Here is a 13,769-nt window from a genome sequence, read left to right as displayed (position 1 = left end):
ATAATCTAGGCAATTAAATGTTCAATGAGGATTTTACTGCCGATTAATATTAAAACTAAACCGCCGAGAATTTCCACCTTTTGACTAAATAAATTACCGAATTTATGCCCGATAAAAACAGCTATAAAACATAAAGCAAAGGTAATAGAACCGATGACAGTGCAAGCTAAAAGTAAGGGAGTTTTAATCATCGATAAACCCAAACCAACTACTAAAGCATCGATGCTAGTAGCGATCGCTAATCCGATTAAAGTATAGGAATCTAGAGGATTAAATTTTTTTTCCTCGTCATCATTTTGAACAGCTTCGTAGATCATTTTACTGCCGATCGCTCCTAAAATAATAAAAGCGATCCAGTGGTCAAAAGAAGCAAGAAAATCGCGACAAGTTAGACCAATACCCCAACCAATCATCGGCATAATTGCTTGAAATCCGCCAAAAAACAAAGCAATTTTCAAAGCCTTATTAACATGAATATGACGAATCATCAGGCCACTGGTCAGAGAAACGGCCACGGCATCGGCGGCTAATCCCACAGCAACAAAGGAAGTGGTTAAAAGTTCGAGTGAAGTAAACATCTATAGTTGTTTATCCTTTAATTTCCCCTTATCTTAACTAATTTTTACCCAGAAAACTTTCATATTTATCTCATGATCCTCTCATTTATCTATCATTTCTCTAACCTAAGTAGGTAGGCGTTAAAAGTTGTCAGATGCCCCCCTTATCAAGGGGGATTAAAGGGGGGACTAAGGGGGGATCGGCACCCCCCTTATCAAGGGGGCAGGGGGGATCGAACCTAAAATCCATTTTTAATTTAATTATAACCAGCTACTTAATTAGTGAGAGGATCGAATTGAAAAGGTTTAAAACCACATTACTGGTTCCTCACCGATCGCCTGCACCTGATGGATCGCTTCTGGGGTAAAATTGATGATATACTCAGCTTCTAGGACTTTTTCATCCGCTACTGTGATTTTATCGGGAAATTCAACCGTAGGAGTCCGAGGAACCAATGCTGCTGTTTTATAAATTCCCCCGAATTTTTTCCAGGACAAAGTTAAAGAAGATACTTTTTCCCATCATCGATCATCCCGTCTGCTTTTAAGGTGGCGAACGCTACCATATAGGAAAAGTGCCAAGTAAAAAATTATGATAATTTCGAGAATTACCAGAGAATGAGGTGGGAGAGAACGGTGATAAAATTAGCTAATTGACTCCCCTAACTTAAGCACCCAATAACCGCTCACTGAAAATATGGCTGATTTTTTTAACACCTATGGTTTTTTAATTGTTTCAATGATCTTTGGGTCCATATTAGGCATTTCAATTTATCTGCCCTTAATGGCCGGTCAATTATCCTTAGCAACCCCCGGTTTTTACGCTTTAGGCGGTTATGTGGCCGCCATTCTTTCCACGCAAGTTTTTACTAATACCGGCAGCAATTATCCCCTGGCTTTGGTCTTTTTAGAAATGTTAATTGCTGGCATTATTGCGGGAATATTAGCCATAGTTTTAGGTATTCCTGTTCTCCGTTTGCGAGGTATTTATTTAGCCATTGCCACGATCGCCTGGGTAGAAATTTTGAGAATTATTGCCCTTAATCTCGAGATAACTGGCGGTGCGGTTGGTATTTTCGCCATTCCCCAACCCTTCACTACTCAATTAGCCTACCTTTGGCTGGCCTTGCCCCTCTTATTCCTAACTATGCTGTTTCTCTATCGGTTAGAAAACATCAAAATTGGTCGGGCATTTAATGCCATTCGTGCCGATGAATTGGCAGCTGCGTCTATGGGAATTAATCCCACCTATCACAAGGTTTTATCCTTCACTTTCGGGGCAGTTTTAGCGGCAGTTGTGGGAGCGGTAAGCGCCCATTTTCTCAATACTTGGAATTCCCGTCAAGGAACTTTTGATGCCAGTATTATTTTCCTGGCTTTCGTTTTAATTGGTGGTTCCAGAACTTTTGTCGGGCCCGTGGTGGGAGGCATTGTTTTAACTGCTTTGCCCGAAGTTTTACGCGCCCTCGGCGGCGTGAATGGTTTACCAATTTGGTTAGGGAATTTCTTGCGCGATGGTCGTTTGATTATTTTTGGAATTTTAATCGTTTTGGGAACAATTTTTTATCCGCAAGGCTTAATTACACCTGAATTAATCAAAAAACTAATTCCTTTTAAAAGACGTTCCTCTCTTAGTCAATTTGATTCCTAGTCATGGATCAATGTTGTCGATTGGATTCCTTTTTAATTAATGATATAATAGGATAGTTTATCCCCCTTTATATTCTCAGTCATCTCCGAGAATGACCCGCCAAATTCACGACCAATTTGCCAAGGAATATTTAGAGGAACTGTTAGCGCCTCTAGGAACCATAAAAAAGAGTAAGAAAGTGAAAAGTGAGGTTCAAGAAATAGATGTCTGGTTTGAACCGGCCAGTTCACCATCAAGGACCGAACTCCCTTTAGGTTTACTCGGAAAAATGGCGGCGACTTCCTGTTTGTTTGAACCTTTCCGTAACCCGCCCTCAGAAATAGAGATTCGCAGTTGTATATCAAAGTTATATACTGTTCATAATGACCTGTTAAGAAAGGCGAAACGGGCAAACAAAACTCTGACGGTCGCAGAATTGCCAGTTTTATGGATTCTCACCCCCACCTTTTCAGCTAGAATGATTCAAGGATTCAGGGCTGACAGCGATGAGAGGAATTGGTTAAAAGGGGTTTACTTTTTAGCTGACTTCCTCAAAGTGGCAATCGTTGCCATCCACCAGTTACCAGTGAGTGAAGACACTTTATGGTTGAGGGTTTTAGGAAAAGGAGAAACACAAAAAAGAGCCGTAGAAGAGTTAGTTCAATTGCCAGAAGATAACTCTTTTAAAGAAAATTTGTTAGAAATTCTAGCCAACTGGCGTAAGAATTTGGAATTGAGAGATAATTTAAGTAGCGAGGAACAGGAGGACATCATGAACCTATCACCAGCCTATCTAAAACAGCGAGAAGATTGGAAAATAGAAGGAAAACAGGAAGGCACTTTAGAGGGACAACTCTCGCTGATAGCTAGTCTTCTGGAAGGGCGGTTTGGAACCCTAGATTCGGAATTGTCTGGTCTAGTTGAACAGATTGCCCAACTTCCCATCTCAGAACGCACCGGGTTACTTCTTTCTTTAGTGAATTTATCCCGCTCTGAACTGTTAGAAAGATTGAGAAAAGATTAAAGTTTTAGTCCGCTCAAGCCATGAATTTTCATGCCAAAATCCTGATGGTAGTTTGTCTGCTGAGTTACTGTCATGGTCAAATCTAGCATTCCCTCAGACGCTCTAGCCGTGGGTTGGATTGAGCTATTATTATTGAGCAGGTATTACCAATCGGCTCAAAAGGCGAAACCCAACCAAGATTGTGAAAATATTCCGGGAAGTTGTTGGGTTTCCTTGCGTCAACCCAACCTACGAGTTTTACCGCCACTTCCACCCTACTGATAAAAATTTTATTTCCTGTATCTCTATTGTAGCAGATATCGGATGAAAGGATAAACCATCCTCCTTGAAATTATGGAAATTGAGAGAGTTATGTAAAAAATACCCCTTCAACTGACTGAATCAAGGGGGCATTTGTCATATTTTTAGTGGGCAATTTAGCCTACTTTTGTGGTTTCTTTTTTGATGGATTGGGAGGGTTTTAGTTTGCGCTTGAGGGTAGAAGCTGCGCCTAGTGTGCCGAGGGCGAGGAGACCTAGTATGGAGGAGGGATCGGGGACTGCCGTTACGAGGAAATACGAGGTTACTGGTCTGCCACACTCCTTAATTATTGTATCGTCGGGCGGTGGTAAGGTAGGTATACTACATTTAAAAGTATCGTTAGAAAGAAAAAAATTTGCTGTAGGAGGAGGAGCGGTAAAGTCACCTAAGTATGTAATTTTCGCTGTTTTTTTGAATTCAAAAGTAGTGGCAAAAAAGTTAAAAGGATCTGGTGAATCTTCTGGATGACCAGTAGAACCCCAATCGAATGAAATAGTCCTTAATCCATTTGGTATATCATCTACAATACTTGCTGAAAGGTTAGAATTCGGCTGTTGTAGTGTTATGATAGTTGGCTCTCCATTTGGTCCATCCCAGAGGTCTGGATTCACGGGCGGCGCAAGCAAAGTTGGATCTGCTCCCCACGAGCCTAGCCACCCAGAGTTTAAAATTTCCATAACATTACTGTCGTAATGATAAGTAAAAGTCCCAGAATAAAAAATACCGGATGGAGGATCGGCTAAACCAACAGCAACTCCCCCAAGAGCAACTACACCACCGACAGCGGTTGCAAACCAACCTTCTTTTTTAACAGCTATTGTAGCCCCTGCCCCAGCAATAGTTGCAGCTGCACCAAATGACAATGAAGCCGCACCAATAGTTGCTGGGGTAGCGGCCGCTCCAAATACTGCTTCTCCATACATTAAAGTTGTTGCATATGCAATTGAAAAAGCTACTAAACCTATTTTCTTAGGATCTGAAAAAAATATCTTCATTTGTTAATACCCCACTAAATTATTTACTTCTGATCGCCTCCCTCACAGCCAGGTCAAGCAACACCCCAACCCAACACCAAAGGGAGATAGCAGAAGCATACACACTCCCCCCCCACAACTGTAGCAAAAGCTACAATTTAATAAATCTTTATATTCTTCTCCCTCGCTTAGGGATTCACAGGGGAAAGAGTTTCAGGTATTTTCCCCTGTTTTACTGCTTCTCAAGCGACCTATCGCCTTCCGTGAGGGATTGTGGCGCGGTGTGTCAGATTCGGTAATAGGGTTCAAAATTTCGCTAACATTGTTAGGTAATTATTTATTAACTGTTGTTAAGTCTTGCATCTCCCCGGTAGGCATGATTTCTAGACTTAGAGGTTATCTTGGTAGTTGGGAGGGTGTATTATACATCGCTTGCGATCGCAGTATAATTTCTTAGTTTATGGAGTTAGAGTCAAAAGATGGAGTTCGAGTGGGATGACCAAAAGAACAACATCAATATTGAAAAACACGGGATCGACTTTAATTTTGCCAAGGAAATCTTTTCAGGAGTCTGGATATCAAAACCTGATAATCGCAGAGACTACGGCGAAGAAAGATTAATCGCTTTGGGACTTTTAGGAGAATTTGTCCTAGTTGCAGTGTACACTCTACGAGAACAGAAAATACGGCTTATATCTACAAGACGCGCTAATGCAGAGGAAAGGGGAATTTATTATGAGTATGTCGAGAGAGGAACAATTAAATATCCTTGGTCAGATGAAAGATTCTGATATAGATTATTCAGATGTACCTGCTACTGATGCCGAATTTTGGCAAGAAGCTACTGTTAATTCTCCTCTAAAAGTTCCTGTAACTCTGCAGCTTGAACCCTCAGTTGTTGCTTGGTATAAACAGCAATTTCCCAAAAAATATCAGACTTTAATTAATGCCGTACTAAAAAAATATATGCTAGAACATAATTGTTAAGTGCGATTTCCAGTTCATAGAAAACTTTTACTTGAGCCATAAGTGTTTTCCCTTAAGCAGAATTCACGCCACCTCCAGTTCATAATGCAAGACCAGAAGCTCATCGCCTGGCAGAATAGCCATCGCATATTCCCGCCCCTGACTGTCAGAAAATTCCACTAAATATTGATAGCGCGAACCTTTTTCATATACCTCAACCACCGTTCCCACCTGTCCGCTTGGCAAGCTGGGGACAGCCTCATAATCTGGCTCAACTAAAGTCAATCGCTCCCGAGGGACGGAGTTGAGGATGGCAACCGTATCTAAGAGTTTGATGTCTTTCATGGTACTTCACTTGATAAAGGCAGAAATTAGACGAGGGTTGGGATTAATTAAGCCGATTTCCCAGATAGTTCGCAGTTGTGTTTCTTCCCGTTCTGGTATCGTCCAATCCACTTTAAACTGCTGGCCGAATTCCGTGACAGCTTGTTGCACAACTTCCCCCTCCAGGGCAGCCTGTGAGATGAGCGATCGCAAAACCTCAGCGTTCTCGGCAGTTATTCCCAGACGAGAGCGAAAGACTCTGGCTTTATTTTTTCCTCTGGAATGTTCTGGATTTAAGCAATAGCCAATCAGTTTTTCCATCGAGATTTCTGCCAGTTCCCCGTTGGGTAATTTCATCTGCGGCACTCCGAACTTTCTGACTTCCCTCAGAGCAACTCGATTCGCAATTGGCGGCCCACCACAGAAGCCGCCCGTTGGATAGTATCGAGAGAAACGCCCGTCTTTTCCGGGTCGAGGAGGCGGTCAAGTTGCGCTCGACTGGTCTGCATCCGCGCCGCCATCTCCGTTTTCGTCAGAGAGATCCGTTTCATCTCCTCAGCCAACTGCCGCAACCGTAACCGTTTGAGTGCCACCGCACTACAGTCCTCCTCAAGACCTTCTTCTTTGAGAAAAGCATCGAAATCGGAGCCAGTATGGGGGTTAGCGGTCATATTTTTCCTGTTCCTTCTTGCGCTAGTAGGGGCGAACGGCCGTTCGCCCCTACTAGATTTCCCGTTTTGGGGTTTTTGGGACTTCGCCGATGTTGCCGTGCGGCAGAATCATCTCCCCTCGGCTGATGTAAAAGATGACCCGCGTGATGCGTCTGCCCGTAGGGGCAATTCATGAATTGCCCCTACTCCGCACCTCCCATAAGTCTTGATAACCGGAAAGTGAACGGCACAGGGGCAGCCGATGGGAAAGCTAAACTCTACGTCCTTGATATCGCTGCCAATAATCCGGCAATCTTCACGGCTGAGAGTTTTCCACCAATCTTTGACTGGCTCCGACCCACCTTCGGCTCGAAAAAACTTGGCTGGCAGCCTTTTCAATCCTTACGTCCTCAGTTATCGCGCCTTATATGGTACATCAATAATTATCATTTCTGCATTAGTTTTGTAGAGCGACAGTTGCACAGGGGTTAGGTTATAACTGCCAGTAGCCTTAATTTTTGTTAAGGATTTTAAGCATCGCCCAAGCTCACCACTGACTAACCCACCCTACTGATACGGATATCCCCCTTCCGGCTAATGTAAAGAAAACGTTACAGTAACAAGTAAAGCCCAGTAGCCAGGAAGCCGTCGATCATGTTTGAATACTTTAACCAGAAAGCTATCAAAGCGGTGATGTTCGCCCAAGAAGAAGCCCGTCGTACCGGTCACAGTGTCGTCGGTACGGAGCATTTACTGTTAGGATTGATAGGAGAAGCCACCGCCACCGCAGCCTTAATTCTCAAGGATTTAAAAGTCACCCTGCACGAAAGTCGCCGCCTGATTGAAGGAATGACCGGCCGCGGCACCGGTTACAGTCCCGTTAATATCCCTTTTACCCCAAAAGCGAAAAAGATGTTCGAGCAAGCATTTCAGGAAGCTCGACAATTAGGGGAACAGGCGATCGCACCTGAACATCTATTACTCGCTATCACCAGCGATCCCGAATCCCTAGCCGCTAAAATTTTAATTATGCAGGGTGTTGATTTGATCAAACTTCGCGGCCTTTTAATTAAAAATGCTGGGGAAAAAGTCGCTAGTGGTCGCTTCACGGCCAAGAGTGACTATGAAGACCAGAAAAATACTCCCCAAGACGGTATTTTAGCCCAATATGGTCGCAATTTAAACCAAGAGGTCAAAAATGGCAAAATTGACCCTGTAATCGGTAGAGAGCCAGAAATCGAGCGAGTTGTCCAAATTTTAGGCCGTCGTACCAAAAGTAACCCGATTTTACTGGGTGAGCCGGGGGTGGGGAAAACAGCGATCGCTGAAGGGTTAGCACAACGCATCCATAATGGCGATATTCCCGAACTTTTGCAGGATAAACAGGTAATTGCCCTCGATATGGGGTCTTTACTGGCGGGAACCCGTTTTCGCGGCGATTTTGAGGAACGTTTAAAGGGAATTGTGGAGGAAGTTCGCAAATCGGGCAATATTATCCTGTTTATCGATGAAATTCACACTCTTGTGGGTGCTGGTAGCATGGGAGGAGCTATGGATGCTTCTAACTTGCTTAAACCTGCTTTAGCTCGCGGCGAGTTACAGTGTTTAGGAGCCACCACTCTCGATGAGTATAAACGGCATATTGAGCGAGATGCGGCTCTAGAAAGACGTTTTCAGCCAGTTATGGTGGGAGAACCGACTAAAGAGCAAGCGATCGAGATTTTACGCGGTTTAAAAGCCACCTACGAGGATTTCCATCAGGTAAAATACGATCAAAAAGCGATCGAAGCTGCTGTTCATCTATCCTCTCGCTATATCAATGATCGCTTTTTACCGGACAAAGCGATCGATCTTCTCGATGAAGCGGGATCCCGCACCCATCTACGCTATTCCCTACAAAGTAAAAGTCCTGCGGAGGTTAGCGAAGAATCACCCCTAATTAACCCCGAATCTTTAATTCCGGTGGTGGATGCGGAGGAAATCGCCCAAATTGTCGCCGCTTGGACTGGTATTCCCGTTACCCAATTAACTGAAACTGAGTCGGAATCGCTCTTAAATCTGGAATATCAACTGCACGAGCGGATTATTGGTCAACAGGAGGCAGTAAATGCCGTTTCTCGTGCTATTCGTCGAGCGCGAGTCAATTTAAAGAATCCTAACCGTCCGATTGCCTCGTTTATTTTTGCCGGTCCCACGGGAGTGGGTAAAACTGAATTAACGAAAGCCTTAGCTAAGTTACTCTTTGGCTCGGAATCCAGTATGATTCGCCTAGATATGTCGGAATTTATGGAATCCCACACGGTTTCTAAATTAATTGGTGCGCCTCCCGGATACATCGGTTACAATGAAGGCGGTCAGTTAACGGAAGCAGTGCGTCGTCAACCCTATAGAGTGGTTTTGTTTGACGAAATCGAGAAAGCACATCCCGATGTTTTTAATCTTCTCCTGCAACTGTTAGAAGATGGTCGTTTGACCGATTCCCAAGGTCGTCGGGTGGACTTTAAGAATACCCTAATTATCATGACCTCGAATATTGGCTCAAAAGTCATCGAAAAAGGCGGTAATAGCTTAGGATTCGAGATGGCTGACGATTTTGCTCAATCGCGTTACCAACAGATTTCTAATCGGGTGACAGAGGAGTTAAAACAATATTTCCGTCCCGAATTTCTCAACCGTCTCGATGAAATCATTGTTTTCCGACAGTTAACTCGCGAAGAAGTTACCCAGATTGCCGATATTCTGATCGCAGATCTAGCCAAACAATTGACAGAAAAAGGAATTTCTGTGGAAGTTACCGCCGCTTTCAAGGATTTGGTCATCAATGAGGGTTATGATCCTAGCTACGGTGCGCGGCCTTTACGTCGTGCCTTAACTCGACGCTTAGAGGATAGTTTAGCGGTCGCGATGTTATCGGGAAAAGTCAATTCTGGAGACCATGCGCTATTAGATGTAACTGCGGACGGTGTGGTGACAGTCTCTAGTCATCAGCGCTCCGAGCAGAGCGATATTCTCTCGCAATTACAGTTACAACCAGTGGGTTAATCCCCTCAAAAATTGCTTTTTCCGGGGTTGAAAATTTTTCAACCCCGGTTTTTACCATCTTGGAAAAATAACTTCTAGGGGAGCGGGAATCATCTCGGTGCGAAAGTCCAGAATCTGGACTAGGATTAAATAGGCAACGGCGATTAAAATCGAAATCGCTCCTGTGATAATGGCGATAATTTTACCAGAATTCATATAGTTAAACGTTAATTTCCTGAGATTGCCGCAAAAGCTACCGAAATTTATTCTCATCTACGATTGCGAGCCTAAACAATTGAAACTGAGGATATCTTACAGCACAATTCTCCCGGACAGTTGAGACAAGGGAGTGCATCTCGGTAAAGCTGTCCCTTGAAAATTTGACAGGAGATAGTGTTTGCGGCTCAAGACATAGGCTCAACTCTATGGTCAAGCTTTAAATTATTTTTTATTTGAATCCATGCAACCAGCAAAACCCTTGCTATAATCGCCAATATATGGTATAAAACCAATTTCATCCACTGCATCGGCATCCCCAAAGTTGATCAACCTCGCTTTGTTTTAAGGCAGGCCTTAGCCTGCCTTACTTTTTATCGGTGATCAGCAACCAGTAAGCAGAAAATTGCCATTTAATACCGATCACTGCTTAGACTGTCCACGGAAAACTCACATCTGATCACTGGTAACTGGTAACTGGTAACTGATAACTGATAACTGATCTGATCCCCTAGCGTGATAAGCTGTGTATTGGCTAATTTTACAAAAAATTAAGACTTTCCCCTTGTGGGAGTTATCAGCTAAAACCCAGAGTAGACATAAACAATGGTAGCGACAACAGAAACTAACGTTGGTAAAATCGTCCAGATCATCGGTCCTGTCATCGATGCCGAATTTCCCAGTGGCAACCTGCCCCGTATTTATAATGCCTTAACCGTAAAAGGAACCAACTCCGCCGGTCAAAATTTATCCGTTACTTGTGAAGTGCAACAGTTACTCGGTGACAACCAAGTGCGGGCCGTTGCCATGAGTACCACCGATGGTTTAGTGCGCGGTATGGATATCGTCGATACCGGCGCAGCGATTAGCGTTCCCGTGGGTAAATGCACCCTCGGTCGGATTTTTAACGTTCTTGGTGAACCCGTGGACGAAAAAGGACCGGTTAACGTCACCGAAACCTCTCCTATTCACCGTCCCGCTCCCAAATTAGTCGATCTTGAAGTAACACCGACGGTTTTTGAAACCGGTATCAAGGTGATTGACCTGCTCACCCCCTACCGTCAAGGTGGCAAAATCGGCCTCTTTGGGGGTGCTGGTGTGGGCAAAACCGTCATTATGATGGAATTAATCAACAATATCGCCATTCAACACGGGGGTGTCTCGGTTTTTGGCGGTGTGGGTGAAAGAACCCGCGAAGGAAACGACCTCTACAACGAGATGATCGAATCGAAGGTAATCAACGCTGATAACCCCGAAGACTCGAAAATCGCCCTCGTTTACGGTCAGATGAACGAACCCCCCGGAGCGAGAATGCGCGTCGGTCTCTCCGCTTTGACCATGGCCGAATATTTCCGCGATGTCAACAAGCAAGACGTACTCTTATTTATTGATAATATCTTCCGTTTCGTGCAAGCTGGTTCGGAAGTATCGGCGCTCCTCGGTCGGATGCCTTCTGCGGTAGGATACCAACCTACCCTCGGCACTGACGTAGGCGACCTGCAAGAGCGGATTACCTCCACCAAAGAAGGATCGATCACTTCCATCCAAGCGGTCTATGTACCGGCGGATGACTTGACCGATCCCGCTCCCGCTACTACCTTCGCTCACTTGGATGGAACTACTGTACTATCCCGTGGTCTGGCTTCCAAAGGTATCTATCCGGCGGTAGATCCCCTCGGTTCCACCAGCACCATGCTCCAAGCTGATATCGTCGGTGATGAACACTACGGCACCGCTCGCGCTGTTCAATCTACCCTGCAACGCTATAAAGAGTTACAGGACATCATCGCTATTCTCGGTTTAGACGAATTGTCGGAAGAAGATCGTCTCACCGTTGACCGCGCTCGCAAAATTGAGCGTTTCCTCTCGCAACCTTTCTTCGTGGCGGAAGTGTTCACCGGTTCCCCCGGTAAATACGTTACCCTCGCTGATACGATCAAAGGTTTCCAGATGATCCTCAAAGGTGAACTCGATAGCTTACCCGAACAAGCGTTCTATATGGTCGGCAATATCGATGAAGCGATCGCTAAAGGCGAAAAACTCAAAAAAGGCTAGTTAAAAGTCAGTAGTAACCGCTAAACGCGGTTACTTAACCCAGAAATCTGCCAAAATTATCGTTATTATCACCAATGAGCATTACAGTACGGGTTATTACACCCGATCGCATTGTCTGGGATAACGTGGCCGAAGAAGTAATCCTACCCAGTTCCACGGGACAATTAGGTATTCTTAGCGGTCACGCTCCTTTATTAACTGCCCTGAATATTGGCGTAATGCGAATTCGACCGGGGAAAGACTGGGAAAATATCGCAGTTTTGGGCGGTTTTGCTGAAGTCGAAAATAATGAGATCAAAGTCCTCGTTAATGGGGCGGAATTAGGCTCAAAAATCGATAAAGAAAAAGCTCGCGCCGAATACGAACGGGCCCAAACTCGTCTCGATGAAGTCAGTAAAGGGGATGACCGTCGCAAAACTATCCAAGCGCAACAATCATGGCGCAAAGCTCGCGCTAGATACCAGGCCGCCGGCGGTTTAGTATCGGTTTAAACCCAACCAAATCAAATTAAATTAAAGCAAAATCGGGCGGGTTTATATAAACCTACCCGATTCTTTTTCAGTTATCAGTTATCAGTTATCAGATTTGAGGTTTCAGTGAATACTGTTAAGTAGTCGTGCAAAATTAATTTCCTAGTGAAGATAGGCAAGAGGCAAGAGGTGTTTAGATATGTGTAATTAATTTTGCTTAGGTACTTATTGAGAAGTTGCTGTTCTGCTACTGATCGGTGATCACTGAAAAAGTTTCCTGTTTTCCGTTGCCTAAAACTGGAGATTTTGTCGCTCCCCATTAAGATAACTGCTAAGCTAAGACGCATTTAAAACGCTTATTCTTAGATTAGCCGAACCTTCCCCAATCCCTTGACTCTTGCCTCTTGCCTCGTCTCAACAAGCAATTTAAATTACGAACAGCTTATAAATTAATTGCTACCACTAAACACAACTTCGGGGAATTTTAACTGTGCATCGGCCATGGGGATTTGTCGGCCTTGATTGCGTAACTCTTGCCAAAAATTAATTACTTCTGTGGCTTTGTTGAGAACATCAACGCGATCGGACTCATCAATCCAGTGTTTTGCTTCTAACTCCTCTTGCAGTTGTTGCCAAGCATCATTGCGCGGCCAGAAAAAATAAGCGGTGAGGGGGCTAGTTCCTTTGCCGACCACCTGATCCACAGCGATCGCTACGTTCTGATCTAACCACAATACTTTTAAAATAAACTTTGATTCGGAACTGACTGTCATTGTTAATCGTTAATCGTACAATTCTCGATTATATCATCTTTTGACTCAATTTTCCGCAGTCAGTTTTTAACTATTTTTTCCTATTTTTTCGCCAATAACCGCTATGATTCCCGAAACAGACTCTTTAGCTTCTAAACAAATCGGTGTGGCCGTAATTAGAGATGATCGAGATTTAATTTTAATCGATCGCCGTCTAGCCAAGGGACTCCTGGGCGGTTTTTGGGAATTCCCCGGCGGCAAAATCGAAGGCAATGAAACGGTGCAGGAATGTATTAAACGGGAGATATTAGAAGAAATTGGCATTGACATCGCGGTTGATAGTCATTTAATCACCATCGATCATACCTATAGTCATTTTCGGGTGAATCTACAAGTATATAACTGTCGTTATCTCAGCGGCGAAGCAAGGGCGATCGAATGTGAAGAAATCCGCTGGGTCACTATCCAGGAACTAGATCATTACACTTTCCCCGCGGCCAATCAAGAGATTATCAGAGCCTTAAAAGACATGGTAAACTCGAAATGATTGCTGTTAATCGTCGAGTGATTATGCTTAATCCTTCTATTCGTCAAGAACCCCGCTACGAACCGGCCGCGGTTATTCCCCTAAAAAAAGACGCTTCCATTGTCGAGTGGTTAGAAAAAAATAATCGCATGATTCCCCGGGATAAAATCGCCGAACCAGATCTGACTCTCGAAGAAGATGTGGAACTATCTGAACTGATGGATGTCGATGATATCGGTTATGATGACGAAGAGGATGAATTAGTCTTAGATGAAGATTAATCCCGTCTTCTTTGGCAAATTTT

At 44.1% G+C, this 13,769-nt stretch carries 19 protein-coding genes; 11 read left to right on the top strand and 8 right to left on the bottom strand.

Going from position 1 to position 13,769, the window contains the following annotated elements:
• Positions 1 to 5 precede the first annotated feature (5 nt).
• Both IM496_RS02965 and IM496_RS02960 read right to left on the bottom strand, forming a co-directional pair.
• Positions 6 to 578 carry a manganese efflux pump MntP gene (locus IM496_RS02965; protein WP_012265686.1) on the bottom strand — a complete coding sequence of 191 codons (573 nt, stop codon included), beginning with the start codon at positions 576 to 578 and terminating at the stop codon, positions 6 to 8.
• 285 nt (positions 579 to 863) lie between these two features.
• Positions 864 to 1,055, bottom strand: a complete 192-nt coding sequence (locus IM496_RS02960) for a hypothetical protein (protein ID WP_194018325.1) — start codon at positions 1,053 to 1,055, stop codon at positions 864 to 866.
• Positions 1,056 to 1,254: 199 nt separating this feature from the next.
• On the opposite strand from IM496_RS02960, the gene IM496_RS02955 reads away from it, so the two are divergent.
• From IM496_RS02955 to IM496_RS02945, 3 genes are all read left to right on the top strand, one after another.
• Positions 1,255 to 2,208 (top strand): branched-chain amino acid ABC transporter permease, encoded by a 954-nt coding sequence (locus tag IM496_RS02955; RefSeq protein ID WP_147069581.1) that lies wholly within the window; start codon positions 1,255 to 1,257, stop codon positions 2,206 to 2,208.
• A gap of 91 nt (positions 2,209 to 2,299) precedes the next feature.
• Entirely contained in the window at positions 2,300 to 3,211 is a 912-nt protein-coding gene (locus IM496_RS02950; RefSeq protein WP_061430168.1) for a hypothetical protein, read from the top strand.
• Between the two features lie 72 nt (positions 3,212 to 3,283).
• Positions 3,284 to 3,472 (top strand): hypothetical protein, encoded by a 189-nt coding sequence (locus tag IM496_RS02945; protein WP_104396182.1) that lies wholly within the window; start codon positions 3,284 to 3,286, stop codon positions 3,470 to 3,472.
• A 155-nt stretch (positions 3,473 to 3,627) separates the two neighbouring features.
• On the opposite strand, the gene IM496_RS02940 is transcribed toward IM496_RS02945, so the two are convergent.
• On the bottom strand, positions 3,628 to 4,506 hold the full coding sequence (locus IM496_RS02940) for a hypothetical protein (protein WP_287661189.1): 879 nt from the start codon (positions 4,504 to 4,506) through the stop codon (positions 3,628 to 3,630).
• Positions 4,507 to 4,964: 458 nt separating this feature from the next.
• On the opposite strand from IM496_RS02940, the gene IM496_RS02935 reads away from it, so the two are divergent.
• A complete protein-coding gene (locus tag IM496_RS02935) occupies positions 4,965 to 5,276 on the top strand; it encodes a BrnT family toxin (protein WP_061430167.1) in 312 nt (103 codons plus the stop codon).
• Positions 5,263 to 5,472: a BrnA antitoxin family protein gene (locus IM496_RS02930; RefSeq protein ID WP_228009492.1), complete on the top strand. Its 210-nt coding sequence runs from the start codon at positions 5,263 to 5,265 to the stop codon at positions 5,470 to 5,472. The genes IM496_RS02935 and IM496_RS02930 overlap by 14 nt, the downstream gene beginning before the upstream one ends.
• Before the next feature lie 63 nt (positions 5,473 to 5,535).
• Here the strand turns inward: IM496_RS02930 and IM496_RS02925 are convergent, their stop codons facing one another.
• From IM496_RS02925 to IM496_RS02915, 3 genes are read right to left on the bottom strand one after another with little or no spacing between them, the layout of a single operon-like run.
• Positions 5,536 to 5,796, bottom strand: coding sequence for a DUF4926 domain-containing protein (locus IM496_RS02925; protein ID WP_002774162.1), 261 nt, complete (start codon positions 5,794 to 5,796; stop codon positions 5,536 to 5,538).
• 6 nt (positions 5,797 to 5,802) lie between these two features.
• Entirely contained in the window at positions 5,803 to 6,132 is a 330-nt protein-coding gene (locus tag IM496_RS02920; RefSeq protein ID WP_194014015.1) for a DUF6883 domain-containing protein, read from the bottom strand.
• 29 nt (positions 6,133 to 6,161) lie between these two features.
• On the bottom strand, positions 6,162 to 6,446 hold the full coding sequence (locus IM496_RS02915; protein ID WP_194014013.1) for a helix-turn-helix domain-containing protein: 285 nt from the start codon (positions 6,444 to 6,446) through the stop codon (positions 6,162 to 6,164).
• Positions 6,447 to 6,617: 171 nt separating this feature from the next.
• Here IM496_RS02915 and IM496_RS02910 point away from each other — a divergent pair, with 171 nt between their 5' ends.
• Both IM496_RS02910 and IM496_RS02905 read left to right on the top strand, forming a co-directional pair.
• On the top strand, positions 6,618 to 6,917 hold the full coding sequence (locus IM496_RS02910) for a hypothetical protein (RefSeq protein ID WP_194014011.1): 300 nt from the start codon (positions 6,618 to 6,620) through the stop codon (positions 6,915 to 6,917).
• Between the two features lie 162 nt (positions 6,918 to 7,079).
• Positions 7,080 to 9,467, top strand: coding sequence for an ATP-dependent Clp protease ATP-binding subunit (locus IM496_RS02905; RefSeq protein WP_287661187.1), 2,388 nt, complete (start codon positions 7,080 to 7,082; stop codon positions 9,465 to 9,467).
• A 51-nt stretch (positions 9,468 to 9,518) separates the two neighbouring features.
• On the opposite strand, the gene IM496_RS02900 is transcribed toward IM496_RS02905, so the two are convergent.
• Positions 9,519 to 9,662, bottom strand: a complete 144-nt coding sequence (locus tag IM496_RS02900) for a hypothetical protein (protein WP_194014007.1) — start codon at positions 9,660 to 9,662, stop codon at positions 9,519 to 9,521.
• A gap of 606 nt (positions 9,663 to 10,268) precedes the next feature.
• Here IM496_RS02900 and atpD point away from each other — a divergent pair.
• A complete protein-coding gene (gene atpD / locus IM496_RS02895) occupies positions 10,269 to 11,717 on the top strand; it encodes a F0F1 ATP synthase subunit beta (RefSeq protein WP_194014005.1) in 1,449 nt (482 codons plus the stop codon).
• A gap of 74 nt (positions 11,718 to 11,791) precedes the next feature.
• The gene (gene atpC / locus IM496_RS02890; RefSeq protein WP_002735380.1) at positions 11,792 to 12,208 is read left to right on the top strand and encodes an ATP synthase F1 subunit epsilon; all 417 of its coding nucleotides are present in this window, start codon (positions 11,792 to 11,794) and stop codon (positions 12,206 to 12,208) included.
• 428 nt (positions 12,209 to 12,636) lie between these two features.
• Here the strand turns inward: atpC and IM496_RS02885 are convergent, their stop codons facing one another.
• The gene (locus tag IM496_RS02885; RefSeq protein WP_002760450.1) at positions 12,637 to 12,960 is read right to left on the bottom strand and encodes a 30S ribosomal protein PSRP-3; all 324 of its coding nucleotides are present in this window, start codon (positions 12,958 to 12,960) and stop codon (positions 12,637 to 12,639) included.
• Positions 12,961 to 13,063: 103 nt separating this feature from the next.
• Here IM496_RS02885 and mutT point away from each other — a divergent pair, with 103 nt between their 5' ends.
• Together mutT and IM496_RS02875 are read left to right on the top strand one after the other, a co-directional pair.
• Complete coding sequence (gene mutT, locus IM496_RS02880) at positions 13,064 to 13,486, top strand: 8-oxo-dGTP diphosphatase MutT (RefSeq protein ID WP_002746036.1); 423 nt, start codon at positions 13,064 to 13,066, stop codon at positions 13,484 to 13,486.
• Entirely contained in the window at positions 13,483 to 13,746 is a 264-nt protein-coding gene (locus IM496_RS02875; protein ID WP_287661185.1) for a DUF3134 domain-containing protein, read from the top strand. Before mutT ends, IM496_RS02875 begins: the two co-directional genes overlap by 4 nt.
• Positions 13,747 to 13,769: the final 23 nt, after the last annotated feature.

This window comes from Microcystis sp. M049S2 (assembly GCF_020245625.1).
Lineage (GTDB): Bacteria > Cyanobacteriota > Cyanobacteriia > Cyanobacteriales > Microcystaceae > Microcystis > Microcystis ichthyoblabe_A.
Note: the sequence above shows the minus strand (reverse complement) of the source record. Positions and strands in the feature narration are given on the sequence as shown.